Annotated in this window: 16 protein-coding genes; 14 read left to right on the top strand and 2 right to left on the bottom strand. The window is 55.1% G+C overall.

Features of this window, described 5'->3' with window-relative positions:
* The first annotated feature begins 3 nt into the window (after positions 1-3).
* The 9 genes from QWY30_RS00170 to QWY30_RS00130 all read left to right on the top strand — a co-directional run bounded on the left by QWY30_RS00170 (position 4) and on the right by QWY30_RS00130 (position 9,210).
* The gene (locus QWY30_RS00170) at positions 4-918 is read left to right on the top strand and encodes an SDR family NAD(P)-dependent oxidoreductase (protein ID WP_290237196.1); all 915 of its coding nucleotides are present in this window, start codon (positions 4-6) and stop codon (positions 916-918) included.
* Positions 915-1,775: a MaoC/PaaZ C-terminal domain-containing protein gene (locus tag QWY30_RS00165; protein ID WP_290237913.1), complete on the top strand. Its 861-nt coding sequence runs from the start codon at positions 915-917 to the stop codon at positions 1,773-1,775. Before QWY30_RS00170 ends, QWY30_RS00165 begins: the two co-directional genes overlap by 4 nt.
* Complete coding sequence (locus tag QWY30_RS00160; RefSeq protein ID WP_290237194.1) at positions 1,772-2,992, top strand: CaiB/BaiF CoA transferase family protein; 1,221 nt, start codon at positions 1,772-1,774, stop codon at positions 2,990-2,992. Before QWY30_RS00165 ends, QWY30_RS00160 begins: the two co-directional genes overlap by 4 nt.
* A gap of 76 nt (positions 2,993-3,068) precedes the next feature.
* Positions 3,069-4,187 (top strand): ABC transporter substrate-binding protein, encoded by a 1,119-nt coding sequence (locus QWY30_RS00155; protein WP_290237192.1) that lies wholly within the window; start codon positions 3,069-3,071, stop codon positions 4,185-4,187.
* A 76-nt stretch (positions 4,188-4,263) separates the two neighbouring features.
* On the top strand, positions 4,264-5,136 hold the full coding sequence (locus QWY30_RS00150; protein ID WP_290237189.1) for a branched-chain amino acid ABC transporter permease: 873 nt from the start codon (positions 4,264-4,266) through the stop codon (positions 5,134-5,136).
* A gap of 13 nt (positions 5,137-5,149) precedes the next feature.
* Positions 5,150-6,034: a branched-chain amino acid ABC transporter permease gene (locus QWY30_RS00145; RefSeq protein WP_290237187.1), complete on the top strand. Its 885-nt coding sequence runs from the start codon at positions 5,150-5,152 to the stop codon at positions 6,032-6,034.
* Positions 6,031-6,813 carry an ABC transporter ATP-binding protein gene (locus tag QWY30_RS00140; protein ID WP_290237185.1) on the top strand — a complete coding sequence of 261 codons (783 nt, stop codon included), beginning with the start codon at positions 6,031-6,033 and terminating at the stop codon, positions 6,811-6,813. The genes QWY30_RS00145 and QWY30_RS00140 overlap by 4 nt, the downstream gene beginning before the upstream one ends.
* A complete protein-coding gene (locus tag QWY30_RS00135) occupies positions 6,810-7,526 on the top strand; it encodes an ABC transporter ATP-binding protein (RefSeq protein ID WP_290237183.1) in 717 nt (238 codons plus the stop codon). The genes QWY30_RS00140 and QWY30_RS00135 overlap by 4 nt, the downstream gene beginning before the upstream one ends.
* A gap of 1 nt (position 7,527) precedes the next feature.
* Positions 7,528-9,210: an AMP-binding protein gene (locus QWY30_RS00130; RefSeq protein WP_290237180.1), complete on the top strand. Its 1,683-nt coding sequence runs from the start codon at positions 7,528-7,530 to the stop codon at positions 9,208-9,210.
* Positions 9,211-9,431: 221 nt separating this feature from the next.
* Here QWY30_RS00130 and QWY30_RS00125 read toward each other — a convergent pair whose 3' ends face one another.
* Complete coding sequence (locus tag QWY30_RS00125) at positions 9,432-10,955, bottom strand: fumarate hydratase (RefSeq protein WP_290237178.1); 1,524 nt, start codon at positions 10,953-10,955, stop codon at positions 9,432-9,434.
* A 46-nt stretch (positions 10,956-11,001) separates the two neighbouring features.
* Complete coding sequence (locus QWY30_RS00120; protein ID WP_290237175.1) at positions 11,002-11,769, bottom strand: crotonase/enoyl-CoA hydratase family protein; 768 nt, start codon at positions 11,767-11,769, stop codon at positions 11,002-11,004.
* A gap of 181 nt (positions 11,770-11,950) precedes the next feature.
* On the opposite strand from QWY30_RS00120, the gene glyQ reads away from it, so the two are divergent.
* The 5 genes from glyQ to QWY30_RS00095 are packed head-to-tail and all read left to right on the top strand — an operon-like array spanning position 11,951 to position 17,093.
* The gene (gene glyQ, locus QWY30_RS00115; RefSeq protein ID WP_290237173.1) at positions 11,951-12,853 is read left to right on the top strand and encodes a glycine--tRNA ligase subunit alpha; all 903 of its coding nucleotides are present in this window, start codon (positions 11,951-11,953) and stop codon (positions 12,851-12,853) included.
* Positions 12,850-14,982, top strand: coding sequence for a glycine--tRNA ligase subunit beta (glyS, locus tag QWY30_RS00110; protein ID WP_290237171.1), 2,133 nt, complete (start codon positions 12,850-12,852; stop codon positions 14,980-14,982). Before glyQ ends, glyS begins: the two co-directional genes overlap by 4 nt.
* Positions 14,979-15,521 carry a D-glycero-beta-D-manno-heptose 1,7-bisphosphate 7-phosphatase gene (gene gmhB, locus QWY30_RS00105; RefSeq protein WP_290237170.1) on the top strand — a complete coding sequence of 181 codons (543 nt, stop codon included), beginning with the start codon at positions 14,979-14,981 and terminating at the stop codon, positions 15,519-15,521. Before glyS ends, gmhB begins: the two co-directional genes overlap by 4 nt.
* Positions 15,511-16,257, top strand: a complete 747-nt coding sequence (locus tag QWY30_RS00100) for a lysophospholipid acyltransferase family protein (protein ID WP_290237167.1) — start codon at positions 15,511-15,513, stop codon at positions 16,255-16,257. The genes gmhB and QWY30_RS00100 overlap by 11 nt, the downstream gene beginning before the upstream one ends.
* Entirely contained in the window at positions 16,254-17,093 is an 840-nt protein-coding gene (locus QWY30_RS00095) for a M48 family metallopeptidase (RefSeq protein WP_435433338.1), read from the top strand. The genes QWY30_RS00100 and QWY30_RS00095 overlap by 4 nt, the downstream gene beginning before the upstream one ends.
* Positions 17,094-17,145 lie beyond the last annotated feature (52 nt).

The raw sequence follows: 17,145 nt of genomic DNA, 5'->3' as shown, positions 1-17,145 counted from the left end.
TTCATGAGTGGAATGTTGGAAGGTAAAGTCGCTGTTGTCACGGGCGCAGGCGGTGGAATCGGACGTGGCATCGCCTTGGCAATGGCTGCAGCCGGAGCGAAAGTCGTCGTCAACGACATCGGAGCCAGTCTGGCAGGTGAAGGTTCAGGCGCAGGTCCCGCCCAGCAAGTCGCGGATGAAATCATCAAGGCAGGCGGCCAGGCCGTACCCAATACCGACAGCGTCGCCACTCGCGCAAGTGCCAATAACATCATTGAAACTGCTGTGCAGACTTTTGGACGGATCGATATCGTCGTCAACAATGCCGGCAATTTGCGCGACCGCGTGTTTCACAAGATGAGCGAGGAAGAATGGAGCCAGGTGATTGATGTGCACCTCAATGGCACATTTTTTGTCAGCCGCGCCGCAGCCAACTATTACCGCGAGCAAGAGTCCGGTGCCTTTGTGCACATGACCTCGACCTCCGGCCTGATCGGCAACTTTGGCCAGGCCAATTACTCTGCTGCCAAACTTGGTATCGCGGCCTTGTCCAAGTCCATCGCGCTGGACATGAATCGCTACAATGTCCGCTCAAACTGTATCGCCCCTTTTGCCTGGAGCCGTATGACCAGCTCAATCCCCGCCAATACCGACGAGGAAAAAGCGCGCGTGACCAAACTCCAAAAAATGGAAGCGAACAAAATCGCGCCAATGGCCGTTTATCTCGCCAGCGAGCAAGCCAAGGATGTGACCGGCCAGATTTTCGGCGTCCGCGCCAACGAAATCATGCTGTTTAGCCAGCCTCGTCCGATTCGCTCAGTGCACATGAGCACAGGCTGGACACCTGAGGCAATCGCCGAAATCGCCGCGCCCGCCATGCGTCACCACTTCATGGCGCTTGAGCGCTCACCTGACGCCATCGACTGGGATCCAATCTGATCATGGACTATCAGCTAATTAAAAACTGGGTCTTCCCCGAAGTTGATCGGACCTACACCGAGAACGACAGCATCTTGTACGCACTCGGTATCGGATTCGGCCAGGAGCCCACCAATCCCGATCACTTGAAATACGTCTACGAACAAAATTTGCAGGCGTTTCCGACGATGGCGGTCGTGTTGGGCTATCCCGGTTTCTGGATGAAAGACCCTAAAGCCGGCATCAACTGGGTCAAGCTCGTCCATGGCGAGCAGCGCCTGACCATTCACAAACCTTTGCCGGCCGCTGGTCGCGTCATTGGTCGCACGCGCATCACGCATGTGATCGACAAAGGCGCTGACAAAGGTGCGCTGGTTTTATCCGAGCGTACTTTGCACGACGATGCCGGCAATCATCTCGTCACAATCGGCTCAACGACGTTTTGTCGCGGTGATGGCGGCCTCAGTCAATCTGATGAAAGCCCACCAGCACTCGAAGCTACGCCTGATCGCGCACCGGACATGACCTGCGCCTTGCCAACTCTGCCTCAGGCCGCTTTGATTTACCGGCTGTGTGCCGATAACAATCCACTGCACGCCGATCCTGCTGTCGCTGAACGCGCAGGCTACCCGCGCCCGATCCTGCATGGTTTGTGCACCTATGGTGTGGCGGCTCGAGCAATCGTTCAGACCGCTTGCAGCAATGACGCAACCCGGCTGACCGCGCTGCACACACGCTTTTCTTCACCCGTGTTTCCAGGCGAAACACTCGTCTGTGAAATGTGGCGCGATGGCAAAGAAGCCGTTCGTTTTCGGGCCAAGGTCGCTGAACGTGATGTCGTCGTTTTAAGCCATGGATACGCAGGAATCAAAGCATGACCACAGCAGTCAATCAGGACTCCCCTCCCCGTCGCGCACCCTTGGCCGGCATACGCGTTCTGGATTTATCCAGAGTACTCGCCGGTCCGTGGTGTACGCAAAATCTGGCCGATCTAGGCGCGGATGTCATCAAGGTCGAGCGACCCAAACTCGGTGACGACACGCGAGCATGGGGGCCGCCGTTTCTAAAAGACCAAGACGGCAACGATACGACCGAGGCGGCCTACTATCTCAGCACCAACCGCAACAAACGCTCGATTGAAATCGATCTGGCGAGTCCGGAAGGCATCAAGCTCGTCAAAGAGCTCGCCAAACACTGCGACATACTGGTTGAAAACTTCAAAGTAGGCGGGCTCAAGCAATACGGTCTCGACTACGACAGCATGAAGCAAGAGTTTCCTCGCCTGATCTACTGTTCCATCACCGGTTTTGGTCAGACGGGTCCGTACGCCGAACGCCCGGGCTATGACTTCATGATTCAGGGCATGGGCGGCCTGATGAGTATTACAGGAGAGCGCGATGACTTACCCGGAGGCGGTCCACAGAAAGCAGGTGTGGCCGTCACGGATATCATCACCGGCATGTATGCCTCCGTCGCCATTTTGGCTGCGCTTCAAGAGCGCAATCATAGTGGTTTGGGACAACACCTCGACATCGCTTTGCTCGACTGTCACGTCTCGATGCTGGCCAACCAGAACCTGAACTATATGACAACGGGTAAGGCTCCCGGACGCGCGGGCAACGCCCATCAGAACGTCGTGCCTTATCAGGTGTTTAAAACATCAGATGGATTCATGATCGTCGCGGTCGGCAACGATTCACAGTACCGCTCTTTTTGCGGTGCGATCGGCATCCCCGAATACGCGACGGATCCAAAGTTCGTGACAAATCGTCAGCGCATCCTGCATCGCGACGAATTGATCCCTGTCCTCGAAAAAATCATGGCGACAGGCAAACGCGACGAATGGATCGCCAAGCTCGAAGCCGTTGGCGTGCCTTGCGGACCGATCCAGACCATCGACCAGGTATTTGACCACCCACAGGTCAAGGCTCGCGAGATCTGGAAAAACATCCCTCACCCGACGGGCGGCACCTCGCCCACCACGGCGAGCCCGATGATTTTTTCAGCGACTCCCGTGCAATACAAGCGGGCCGCTCCGCTACTGGGGCAACACACAGAAGAGATCCTAAAGGAGTTGCTGGGCCGGACGTCCTGATCTTTAAAACGTTCAGTTCATCAATCAGAGTAAATATTGGAAAGCAGTCCTTTCATACATTTCGGAGACAAGACACATGAAGAAGTTACTCGTAGGTTTGACTTTATTGCACGCAGCGCTGGCGACTCCCGCGCTAGCCAAGGACTACCAGATCGGCGCAGCCTTTCCATTGAGCGGTGCGAACGCCGAATACGGTCAGGTATTTAGTTCCGGAGTGGATTTGGCCATCGAGCATATCAATGCTGATAAAAAACTGTCGGGCAAACTGAGCGCCATTTACGAAGATAGCCAGGCCTTACCCGCCCAAGGTGTGATTGCCGCGAACAAGCTGATCAACGTCAGCAAGGTCCCCTACATTTTGTCGGCATTTACAGGCGTATCCAAAGCGATGGCGCCGATTGGTGCAAAAACTAAGACTGTCATGGTCAATGGCGGTGGCGTGGGTCCTGATCTTGCCATGCTGGGCGAGTACTTCTGGAACACGATTCCTCTCGCAAACTTTGAAGTCACAGCGATGGTGCCCTATCTGGTCAAAGAAAAAGGCTACAAGCGTATCGCGCTGATTTACGTCGATGATCCCCTTGGTCAGGCGGTCCTGAAAGACCTCACCAAAGAAGTGAAGGCCGCCGGTGGTGATGTCGTGGGCTCCTTCTCTATTCCAACAACCGCTCAACAATTCTCCGGCGTGGCTGCTCGCGTTCGCGACACCAAACCCGATGCCGTGTATATCGCCACCTACGGGAACCAGCAGGTTCAATTGGTCAAGCAGTTGCGCGACAATGGCGTGAGCCAGCCCTTGGCCAGCTACTCTGCGATGTCCTTGCCTTCGATCTTGAAGCTTCCAGAAGCGAAAGGCCTGGTCTACACCAGCCAGCAGGTGACTCTGAATAAAGACGATCCACTGACCAAGCGTGTCGAAGAGGACTACAAAAAGAAATACGGCAAAGAGCCCAACATGTACGTGCTCAACTATTACAACGCCGTGTTGACTTTTGCAGAGTTGGCTGCTGCGCTTGAAAAAGCAGGTAAGCCTGTGACAGGCGAGAATTTGCTGGCTCAGCGCAAAGCCACCAAAAACTTCCAGTTCGTCGGCGCGACCGTTTCTTTCGCGGATGACGGTACTGTGAAGTCACCGATCCAAATCAACGAGATCGTCGGTGATGGCACCAGCAAACTGATCGCTGCAGGCAAATAATCATCAGAGTCCGCAGTAAACAAACGCGTGGACGTGGTCCACGCGTCTTCTAGTTGCCTAAATAGGACACTGCTTTATGCTGTTTGCCCAATTACTCGCCAATGGTCTGCAAACTGGTGCGCTTTACGCATTGATCGCAGCCGGCTTTTCACTGATTTTTGGTATGACCCGCGTATTTCATGCCGCGCATGGTGCGACATTCACAATCGCGGGTTTTGTTTTTTATGAGTGCTATGCCGTACTCGGGTGGGCATGGCCACTTGCCGCACTCGCCTCAGCCGCCGCGGCAGGCTTGTTCGGTGTTCTGCTGGATCGCTGGGTCTACGCAGTGATTCAACGTCACGAAGGTTCGTTCTTCACGGTCTTTGTCGCCTCTTTTGGTGCTGCGATCATAGTCCAGAACGTCATCTCGATCGTGTTCGGTCGAGGCATGGTGACAGTCAGCACACCCTTGAGCAAAAGTCTGGAGTTGATTCCAGGACTCTTTATCGCTCCGATCGCGGGCGTCGTATTTGTATGCGCCATTGTCTCGTTCGCGTTGTTGCAGTGGCTCCTGACGCGAACCAATCTAGGCATCGCCTTGCGCGCCCTGGGTGAAAATCCAGCGCTGATTGAAGTCTATGGTCTGACGCCCCGCCGCCTGTCTCAATATGTATTTCTGATCGGCTCCATCCTGGTCGTCCCTGCAGCCATTCTGACTGCCGCGACCTCGGGCCTGAACCCCGCGATGGGTCACCACATCATGCTGATCAGTATCGCTGCCACGATCGTCGGTGGTGTCGGCAGCTTGAGAGGCGCAGCTGTAGCGGGCCTGCTGCTTGGCCTGGCTGAAAATCTTTGCCTGGCCTTTATCGACCCTCAGTGGAGTGAGGCAGTCACTTTTGTGATTTTGTTCCTGTTCATCCTGTTCCGTCCCGGTGGCGTGTACGGTCGAGCCACTGTTTCTTGAGGAAGGACAAAAAATGATTGCCTACCTACAAAATATCGCTGTTCTTTTCTGCATCAATGGCATCCTGGCCCTGACGCTGAATTTCATCATGGGCTATGCGGGAATTTTTTCTCTGGCCCATGCGATTTTCTTTGGCGTGGGTGCTTATGCGACAGCCTATATCGCGCTGAACTTCTCGGACTCGCTGCTACTGTGCATGCTAGCTTCGGCTGTTATCTCGGCAGTCCTGTCAATGGCGCTTGCGCTGCCGGCTCTGCGTGTTCGGGGGGAGTACTTTGTCGCGGCTTCCCTTGGCTTGCAAGTCATCGGAGTGACCATTTTTTCTGAATGGAAATCCGTGACTGGCGGACTCGGGGGAATGATCGGCATCCCGCGCCCCAACCTGTTTGGCTATGTCTTCAACAACGATACGGCTTTTCTTGCTCTCGCTCTCGTCATCCTGTTGCTGGTGCTCGGCATCACGGCACTTCTGGTGAGAGGCAGCTTCGGACGCAGCCTGATGGCGATCCGAGACAGCGAGTCGGCCGCGCAAACATATGGCAAGCACGTGAATGCGGTCAAAACACTCTCTGTGGCAGTTTCATCCGGACTCGCCGGCGTTGCGGGATCTCTTTACGCTTTTTACATGAGCTTCATCAACCCAGAGAGTTTCATGCTGGAGATGTCGATTCTGTTAATGGCGATGGTGATCATTGGCGGGACAGGCACGCTGTTTGGACCCATCGTAGGCGCTGCGTTGTTGATGTCTTTACCTGCAGCGCTCACCTATCTGCCTTTCCTGCCGCCCTCTGAGCTTGGAACCATTCAGCAGATTATTTACGGACTCGCCATGGTCCTGCTTATGATGTTCAGACCCGGTGGTCTGGTGGGCGGACGCACAAAGGGGAAATCAGCATGACGACAGTAACCGCATCAGAACGTCACGCCCCGGCAATCGACTCTGCTCAAGAGATCCTGCTTGAAATCCGTGGCCTGAATAAAAATTTTGGCGGTCTCCAGGCCATTTCAGATGTCACGATGGACTTACCCGCAGGTGTGATCACCACACTCGTGGGACCGAATGGCGCTGGAAAGACGACTTTATTCAACCTCATCACCGGCCATCTGGTGCCCTCGAGCGGAACCGTCCATTGGCTCGGACAACCACTCAAAGGCATCGAACCCTGGCGTATCGCCCGCATGGGAATCGCGCGCACGTTTCAGGATCTGCGTCTGTTTAACCAGATGACCGTCGAAGAAAATATCATGACGGTCATGGAGCGCAGCAGTTGGCTCTGGCAAGGTGGCAGAGTCGCTGCGGAACAACGTGTCACCGAGATCCTTCAGGAAACCCAACTGAGCGACAAACGTCAAGAACGCGCGGTGGATCTTGCTTACGCTGAACGTAAATTCCTGAGTCTGGCGCGCATCATGGCAAGCGAGGCCAAACTCTGGCTGCTGGATGAACCGGCCTCTGGCCTGGATCCTCGCTCGTTCGAACGTTTTGTGACACTACTTCGTGACTATGCGAAACGCGGCATCACAATCTGCATCATTGAGCACAACCTCGACATCGTGATCAAACTCTCTGACCGCGTTGCCTTTCTGGATCAGGGCAAACTTCTGGCGCAAGGAAGCTCGCAGGATATCCTGAAAGATCCTCACCTTGCGGCCATTTATTTTGGAGATCGCTCATGAGCCAGGGCCCTTTTCTCGAAGCAAAAAATCTTCGCGTGGGTTACGGTGGACGTCCCGTGCTCGAGGACTTCAATGTCAGCCTCCAATACAACGAGGTCCTGTGTCTGATCGGACACAATGGCGCAGGCAAATCCACGCTGCTCAAAGCTTTATTCGGACTGGTACCGCTTGAGCAGGGGGCCATTACACTCGAAGGCAAATCTGTCGAGCGACCTGACCCCAGAGAACTCAGTGCGGCCGGTATTGCCCTTGTCCCCGAGGGTCGTGGCGTATTCCCCGGTTTGACGGTTGCCGAAATCATGAAGCTCGGTTTCTGGGCGAACAATATCCCTGTCGGCGAACAAAGCGCCCGACTTGAATGGGTCATGGGAGTCTTGCCCATGATCAAGCGTTTCTATACTCAACGGGCCGGTACGCTTTCGGGCGGACAGCAACAAATGGTTTCCTTGGGTCGCGCGCTCCTGAGCCAACCACGTTGTTTACTACTTGATGAGCCGTCAATCGGTCTAGCCCCAAAACTGTTCCAAGACTTGGCAGGACCGATTCGCGCCCTCCAGCAAGAGCGCAAGATGTCAATCTTGATCGTTGAGCAAAACGTGCGAGAAGCACTCAAGATTTCTGATCGCGTCATCGTCATGAAATCCGGCCAGCTGATCCGCGAAGGTTCCCCCGAGGACTTTAGTAACAACACTGAATTGATGGAACTGTATTGACATGTCGCATGCGGGTACGCTTTTTTCGATCTACCAAAAACACTTAACGCGTACCCCAGACGCCATCATGCTTGTTCAGGATGGCCAAACTGTGAGTTACTTACAGTTTGACCGACAGGTTCAAGCAACAACCGACTGGTTGATGAAACAAGGCATTCAGCCAGGCGATCATGTCGCGGTTTGGCTGATCAACCGGATCGAATGGCTGGTGCTCCTTTTTGCCCTTGCTAGGATCGGGGCGACGCTTGTCGCGGTCAATACAAAATATCGTGCGCACGAGTTGCAGTACATTTTGACGAACTCTCAGGCCACAACACTGATCCTGCAACTCAATTTCAAGAAGATTGATTTCGCAGCAGTTGTCAAAGATGTCGATCCAGAAGCACTCCGACATCTCCAACGTGTCATCATGCTGGATGCCGACACCTCAACGCCCACGCATTTGCTTGGGCGGCCTGTGGTTGCTTTTAGCGTCACGGATGCCAAGGTGACTGCTGATGTGAATGCTGATGTGACTACCGCGACTCCAATCACGCCCACTAAGCGCAGCCCTGTCGATGGACCCAGCACACTGGCAGACCAAAACATGGCGTTCTTTACGACCTCGGGGACAACGAAGGGACCCAAGCTCGTCATGCACACCCAACGCACGCTCAGCGAGCATGCCGGACATGTTGCCTCAGGCTACGGATTCGGTGAGCCTGGCGATAAGCTGCTTGCGGCACTCCCACTTTGCGGAGTCTTCGGCTTGAACAGCGTGCTGGGCGCTGTGGCGGGCGGTATGCCAGTCGTGCTCATGGATTTCTTTGAGGGACATACCGCAGCGGCGCTGATTCATAGCGAGCACATCACACATGTGTTTGGCAGCGACGAAATGTTGCGTCGTTTGACAGAAAACAGCGATCCGACTCCCTTTCCCTCTTTAAAAACCTTTGGCTTTGCCTCATTCAGTCCGCGCTTCATCGACTTGGCGAAAGCCCTGATCCCGCGCGGCATTCCGATGCGCGGCTTGTACGGATCAAGCGAAGTCATGGCGCTATTTTCCCTGCAAAAGGCAGACATGCCCATTGAGGAGCGCGCACTCGGTGGCGGATACACCGCAGCAGGCGCTCTTGCCACTGTGCGCGCCCGAGATCCAGACTCGGGAGAGCTTTGTCCGCCAGGCATCTCAGGTGAACTGGAAATTCACTCACCAACCTTATTCAAAGGCTATTTCAACAATCCTCAAGCGACCAAGGATGCTTTTACAGAAGATGGTTTTTTCAAGACAGGCGACCTCGGCTACACCCGAACAGACGGCAGCTTTGTCTATCAGTCCAGAATGGGAGACACCATGCGGCTCGGCGGTTTTCTCGTCGATCCAACCGAGATTGAGCAAGTACTCGCCGAACAACCCGAAATCAAAAGCGCACAAGTCGTCGGTATCGAAATCAAAGGTCAACTCAAACCCGTCGCTTTCGTGATCCCGTCAGACACACAAAGTGGTCGCACAAACAACGAAACAATCGACCCAGCCATTATTCTGAACAGACTCTCCAAACAACTCGCCGCCTTCAAAATTCCCGCCCATCTCTGGTTCATCGACGCCTTTCCGGCCACAGCGAGCGCCAACGGCGACAAATTCCAGCGAGTCAAACTCAGAGAGCTAGCAGAAAAAAATCTAGCCTCAAGTACGAGCGCTTAAATAATCAAAACCCGCGCAGGGGCCGATGGCTCACAGTGCGATGTCTGTCGAGCTGAAGCCCTGCAGCGTTGACGGAAAAAGACGACCCCCTGTTTGAGCGAAGCGAGTTTGGGGTCGTCTCCGTCAAAGCAAGGGGTCTGAGGGTAGCCTGCAAAGCAGGCCGAGAAAGCCAGCGCACTGTGAGCCATGGCCCCTTGCGCGCCTTTCACCTATACAAGCACTTACCCAGCCACCACAGGAATCCCGGCAATCTTGGCCGACCACTCCTTCGGTCCAGTGGTATGCACCGAAGTACCCTGAGAATCCACCGCCACCGTCACAGGCATGTCCACGACATCGAACTCATAGATCGCTTCCATACCCAGGTCCTCAAAGCCAATCACCTTGGCGCCACGAATCGCCTTGGACACCAAATACGCAGCACCACCCACCGCCATCAAATAAGCAGACTTGTGCTTGCGAATCGACTCGATCGTTGCAGGACCCCGCTCAGCCTTGCCAATCATGGCAAACAGACCCGTCTTCTCCAACATCATGTCAGTGAACTTATCCATCCGGGTAGACGTCGTAGGACCGGCAGGACCCACCACCTCGTCACCCACCGGATCCACTGGGCCCACGTAATAAATCATCTTGCCATGGAAGTCGACAGGCAAGGGTTCGCCCTTGGCTAGCATGTCCTGAATCCGCTTATGAGCAGCATCGCGACCCGTGAGCATTTTGCCGTTGAGCAACAGCGTCTGACCTGGTTTCCAGCTGGCGACTTCTTCACGCGTCAGTTTGTTCAGATCCACTTGTTTGGAGGACTTATAGTCAGGCGCCCAATGCACATCCGGCCAATCCGACAATGACGGACGATGCAAGTGCGCAGGACCCGAACCATCCAGCACAAAGTGTGCGTGACGCGTGGCGGCACAGTTTGGAATCATGGCGACGGGGAACGAGGCCGCATGCGTCGCAAAGGTCTCGATTTTCACGTCAAGCACAGTCGTCAAACCACCCAGACCCTGCGCGCCAATGCCGAGCGCGTTGACCTTTTGGTAGATCTCAATCCGCAGCTCTTCAAGTTTGTTACGTGGACCACGCTCAAGCAACTCGTACATGTCCAGATCTTGCATCAGCGAATGCTTAGCCATCAACACCGCTTTTTCCGCTGTACCGCCCACACCGATTCCGAGCATGCCAGGCGGACACCAGCCTGCACCCATCGTCGGCACTGTTTTCAACACCCAGTCCACGATCGAATCATTGGGATTCAACATCGCAAGCTTGGACTTGTTTTCCGAGCCGCCACCCTTGGCCGCAACCTGTACATCGACTGTATTGCCCTGAACCAGTTCGACATTGACGATACAGGGTGTATTGTCCTTGGTGTTTTTACGCAAGAAAATGGGGTCATCCAACACCGAGGCGCGCAATGGATTGTCTGGATTGAGATAGCCGCGACGCACACCCTCGTCACACAACTCCTGGATACTTTTTTTGGAGTTGAAGCGGACATCCATGCCGATTTTCAGAAAGACGTTGACGATACCCGTGTCCTGACAGATGGGTCGACGCCCCTCGGCGCTCATGCGCGAGTTAGTCAAAATCTGTGCAATCGCATCCTTGGCAGCAGGGCTTTCCTCGCGCTCATAGGCGCGCGCAAGATGCTTGATGTAATCAGCAGGATGGTAATAACTGATGAACTGGATCGCATCGGCAATCGAACTGACGAAATCTTCTTCTTGAATGGTGATGGACATAGAGAACCCTATCTGTGTTTCGATATATGAAAAGATATGTAAAAAATTATTTTCCCTTCCAGACGGGTTTGCGCTTTTCCGCAAACGCCGTCGCGCCCTCGCGGGCATCTTCCGACATGAAAATATGATCCGTCAAAGGTCGCTGCAGTTTGAACATGTCAGCTACTGGAAAATCGAGCCCTTTGACCACCACATCCTTGACAGTCCGAATCGCCAACGGTCCATTTTCGCAGATTCGGGCGGCCAATTTCATCGCCTCGGACAACGCCTGCCCCGGGTCAGTGACCACGTTCACCAGACCAAGCTGATAGGCGCGCTCAACAGACAGCATATCCCCCGTCAACAAAACTTCCATCGCGACATGGTAGGGAATCTGGCGGGGCAATCTCACCAAACCTCCACCACCCGCGACCAGTCCACGCTTGACTTCAGGCAAACCAAATTTGGCATTGTTAGCGGCAACAATCAAATCACAGGCCAGCACCATTTCAAAGCCACCTGCCACCGCATACCCCTCAATGGCAGCGATGAGCGGCTTTTTAGGGGGCGCCTCATTCAACCCACCAAAACCCTTCCCCTCCACAGAGGAACGCTTGCGGGTCTTGGCGAAATCCTTCAAATCCATACCGGAGCAGAACGTCCCGCCAGCCCCGGTCAGGATGCCGATCTTGACATCTTCACGGGCGTCCATTTGATCAAAAGCGGCGGAAAGCTGCTGAGCTGTTTCGAAGCTGATCGCGTTGCGCGCCTCGGGACGATTAATCGTAATGATGAGGATTCCTTCAGTGAAATCCACGCTGACCAGGTTTGACATAGGTGTTCCTAAGTAAAAAAGCGAAACCAACAGGCAAAATATTCAATAAATCTGGCTGTATTTCCTAAATCATAGGCGATTCGTGCCCTTTCAGTTGTCAGTGACCCGGTGCCAACGCCACGCCTCCCCGCCCCCAAGCTAAAATGAAGTCTTATTTCGCCCTTAATGCGTTCAAATTTTCATGATCACCTTTCAGCAAATTATCCTGCGACTGCAGGAGTACTGGGATCAACAGGGTTGTGCCCTGCTCCAACCCTACGACATGGAGGTTGGCGCCGGCACCTCTCATACCGCGACCTTCCTGCGCGCGATTGGCCCCGAACCCTGGCGCGCCGCCTATGTTCAGCCCTCACGCCGCCCCAAAGACGGCCGCTATGGGGAAAATCCAAACCGTCTGCAACACTACTATCAGTATCAGGTCGTCCTAAAACCCGCGCCACCCAATATCCTGGACCTCTATATCGGGTCTCTCGAGGCGTTGGGCATTCGCCCGACCGAACATGACATCCGCTTTGTCGAAGACGACTGGGAAAATCCAACGCTTGGTGCCTGGGGCTTGGGCTGGGAGGTCTGGCTCAATGGCATGGAAGTCACGCAGTTCACCTATTTCCAGCAAGTCGGGGGGCTGGACTGCACCCCGACAACAGGCGAGATCACCTATGGTTTGGAACGCCTGGCGATGTATCTTCAGGGTGTGGAAAGCGTGTACGACCTCGTATGGACCGAGGGTCCGAACGGTCGCGTGCTGTATCGCGATGTGTTTCACCAAAACGAGGTCGAGCAATCCACCTACAACTTCGAACACTCCGACGCGGAAACACTCTTTCGCCATTTCACCGACTTTGAAGTGCTGGCTAAACGCCTGATGGAAGTTCCGCTGGCACTGCCTGCTTACGAGGCCACCCTCAAAGCCGCGCACACTTTCAATATGCTGGATGCCCGAGGCGCAATCAGTGTGACTGAACGTGCCGCCTACATTGGACGCATCCGTAACCTTTCGCGCGCGGTCGCTCAAGCTTATTACGATTCCCGCGAAAAATTAGGTTTTCCCATGTTGCACTCAACCAAAGGGGCACAGCCATGATCACGCGCCCTTTGCTTGTCGAACTTTTTACCGAAGAGCTCCCCCCCAAAGCGCTGCCCAAACTCGGACAAGCCTTTGCACAGGGGCTCTGCGCAGCGTTGACCCAACAAGGTCTCATTGCGACCGACAATACAGTCGTCCCCTTTGCGACCCCCCGCAGACTCGCTGTACGTCTGACCCGCGTGCTGGACGAGGCACCAGAGCAGGCGTTTTCCGAAAAGCTGATGCCTGTGAAAGTCGGTCTCGATTCCTCAGGCGCCGCGACACCTGCCTTGCTCAAGAAACTCGCAGCCAAGGGCTTGGAACAGATGGATATCAGCCAGCTTGGACGCGAATCGGACGGCAAGCAGGACTACCTTGTGGCCAGCGGCACAGCGCCCGGCGCCAAACTGGTCGATGTGTTGCAAACCGCCATCGAAACGACGTTGGCCGGATTGCCCATCCCCAAGGTCATGAAATACCAGCTCGCCGACGGTCAAACTTCGGTCAAATTCGTCCGCCCCGCTCATGCGTTAGTCACGCTGTTTGGTGAGGAAATCATCCCAGCCCAGATTTTGGGATTGACTGCAGGTCGTGTGACACACGGCCATCGCTTCCTGCATCCCGGAGCCCTGACCATCACCAGCGCGGAAAGTTACGAAACCCAACTCGCCCAGACCGGCCATGTCGTCGCGTCCTTTGATGCGCGACGCACACAAATTCAAGCCCTGCTCGACGCTCAGGCGACACGGCTGGGCGCTTCGCTCGGACGGGACCCGGAAGTTCCTGCCCTGCTGGACGAAGTCACCGCGCTCGTCGAAGCGCCCGTCGTCTATGTGGGAACATTCGAGGAACGTTTTTTGGCTGTCCCCCAGGAATGTCTGATTTTGACCATGCGTCTGAATCAAAAATACTTTCCACTCTTTCATCCCACGACAGGAAAACTGACGAATCAGTTTCTGATTGTCAGTAACATGCCCACTGATCAACCTGTGGCGATCATCGAGGGCAATGAGCGCGTGATTCGACCCAGGCTAGCCGATGCCGAGTTCTTTTTTGAAACTGATCGAAAAGTTCCTCTAGCCGCGCGAGTCGATCAACTCAGCGCGATCGTCTATCACAACAAGCTCGGTACCCAGCTTGAACGCACCGCCCGCGTGCAAAAAATCGCCGCCTGGTTGGCGCACACGCTTGGTGCGAATGTCGCAGAGTGCGAACGCGCGGCGTTACTCGCCAAAGCCGATCTCAACACCAACATGGTCGGAGAATTTCCCGAGCTCCAAGGCATCATGGGTGCCTACTATGCCCGGGGTGACAAAGAATCTCCCCAGGTCGTGGAAGCCTTGGCGGGACAATACCGCATCAGAATCGACGCTCCCGTCCAACCTGAAAACCTGACTGCAACGGTGCTGTTCATGGCCGAACGCGCAGAAACTCTTGTCGGCATCTGGGGGATTGGACTGGCGCCCACCGGCGAGCGCGATCCTTTTGGCTTGCGCCGTGCCGCGCTCGGCTTGATCAGCGCCTTTGAACAATTGACTGCTGGCGCCGTCTTGAATATCCAACAAGACGGACCTCTGACCCTGCAAGGTCTTTTGCAAGCGTGCGCAGACACCTTTACTCCGGGAGTACTTCAGGCCGACACTGTCAGCGAAGTGCAGGCCTTTATTCTTGAAAGACTTCGTAACCAGCTCATCACACAGTTCGATCGCAACGCTGTGGAAGCCGTGCTGGCAATCGCTCCTCCCCTTCACCAAGTCCCCGCTCGCGTTGTGGCTGCCGAGGCCTTTGCGCAAAGTCCGGATGCCGCGAGTCTGGCTGCCGCCAACAAACGCATCGGGAATTTGTTGAAAAAAGTTGAAGGCACATTGCCCGCTGTGAATGCAGCGCTCCTCACCGAGCCAGCCGAGCAGGCGCTCGCGCAAAGTATCGCGGCTGTGCAACCCGTGGCACAAAAACAGTTCGACTCTGGTGATTACAAAGCCGCGTTGGCCACGCTCGCACAAACGCGTGCCGCGGTGGATACCTTTTTCAATGACATCATGGTCATGGCTGATGATCAAGCTGTGCGCCTGAATCGCCTCGCGCTGCTGGCACAATTGCACCGGTTGATGAATCAAGTGGCAGACATTTCCAGACTGGCAACATGAAACTCATCATCCTCGATCGCGATGGCGTGATTAACCAAGACAGCCCGGACTACATCAAGAGTCCGGACGAATGGCATGCGATTCCCGGCAGCCTGCAAGCGATCGCACGTTTACATCAGGCGGGCTGGACCGTCGCGATTGCTTCCAATCAATCAGGACTTGCGCGAGGACTCTTCGACATCTCGGCGCTCACGGCCATCCATCTCAAGCTGCGTAAAGAACTCGCGCAGTTGAGCGGCGCCGTGGACTCAATCTTTGTCTGTCCGCATGGACCCGAGGATGGCTGTCTATGCCGCAAACCTCTGCCAGGACTATTTCATGACATCGCCAGACGCTATGACGTCGACCTCAGGGACGTTCCGACTGTCGGTGACTCTCTGAGAGACATTCAAGCCGGTGCGACAGCGGGTTGTCGTCCATGGCTGGTTCAAACCGGCAATGGTCCTAAAACCCTCAAACAAGGCAATCTACCTGCCAACACTCAGGTCGTTCAAGATCTGGCCGAAGCGGTAGAAAAAATACTCACCCATGCTCAATAAACTTTTTCTCATCACGCGCGCGACGCTCTACACCTTACTGCTGGTCGTGACGGTGATCCCCTATGCGTTTGCCTGCATGATCTGGTCACCGCTTCCCCTGCACTGGCGCTACAAACTGACGATGGGCTGGCCCAGACTGGCTGTCTGGGGCGCTCGTGTGATCTGCGGTGTGAAGTGGCAAGTCAAAGGCTGGGAAAATCTCCCGAATGGTCCCGCGATTGTGCTATCCAAGCATCAGTCTGCATGGGAAACCTTGTTTCTGCCCGCCTACCTGCCACGTGAAGTCTGCTTCGTCTACAAGCGCGAGCTGCATCGCGTGCCATTTTTTGGCTGGGGATTGGCTTTGCTTGCGATGATTCCGATCGACCGCAGCAAAGGACGCGACGCGTTTGAACAAGTCGTTAAAGTCGGCCAACAAAGACTGGACGAAGGACGCTGGCCCATCCTGTTTCCAGAAGGCACCCGAATTGCGCCGGGCAAGACTGGCCGTTTCAAAATGGGGGGTGCCTTGCTTGCCACGCGAACGGGCGCGCCTGTCATTCCCATCGCGCTCAACGCGGGCGAGTGCTGGCCACGCAATGCCTTTATCAAAAAACCGGGCTGCATTACTGTTTCAATTGGCCCTGCGATCGACTCCGTCGGACTGACACCCGAAGCGCTTAATGAGCGGGTACAAGAGTGGATCGAAGCAGAAATGCAACGCCTGAACCCTGAACGCTATCGCCATCCATCATGAGCCAACTCGAGCTCTTGCTTTCAGACGCGGACACCCCGAAACCGGGTTGGACGATCGCGCCTGAAACCATGCCGCTCGGCGCCAAATGGCGTATTGTCCGACATGGCGATCAGGCTGTCGGTTTTAGTTTGCTGCGATCGCGCCGACGCAGTATTGGTTTCGTCATTCAGGACGAGGGTTTGCGCGTCACCGCGCCAAACTGGGTGACGCTCGCGCAAATCGATGAAGCGGTCATTGAAAAAATGCCGTGGATTCTGGCCAAGCTCCAGGACTGGCAAGCTCGCAAAGAGCGACTGGCGATGGCGCACACGCGCTGGCAGTCTGGCGGGGAGCTTCCGTACCTGGGTTGCAAAATCATTTTGCGAAGCGGTACGCCGAGCGCGCAGACCGCACAGGGTGCGGCTTATTTTGAAGGCGATCCGGAGGCGCCGGAACCCGGACAGCATCTATGGCTTGCATTGCCCCACGATGCCGATGCGCATCGCATTCGCGATATGACGCAGGCGTGGCTTCAGGCACGTGCCAAACTCTGGTTCGGAAAGAGGATCAGTCACTTCCTGGATAAAACAGGCCTCACCATCAGCCGCTGGCGCCTATCCTCTGCAGCAACTCGCTGGGGCTCGTGCACTAGCGACGGCAGCATCATGTTGAACTGGCGCCTGATTCATTTTTCACCGATGGTGATCGACTATGTCATCGCTCACGAGCTGGCGCATTTGCGCGAAATGAATCACAGTCAGGATTTCTGGTCGGAAGTGCAGCAACTCTATCCGGATTATGAGCAAGCCAAGAAAATGCTACGAAAACACACGCCGGACCATGTCCCCGATCTCTGATGGGTGATCCCGGAGTGTTGTTATCATTGATCCATCAGCTTTGAACCATGAC

The organism is Zwartia panacis, from assembly GCF_030410395.1.
In the GTDB taxonomy this organism is placed as follows: Bacteria; Pseudomonadota; Gammaproteobacteria; order Burkholderiales; family Burkholderiaceae_B; genus Zwartia; species Zwartia panacis.
This window is presented reverse-complemented; position numbering and strand designations above follow the sequence as displayed.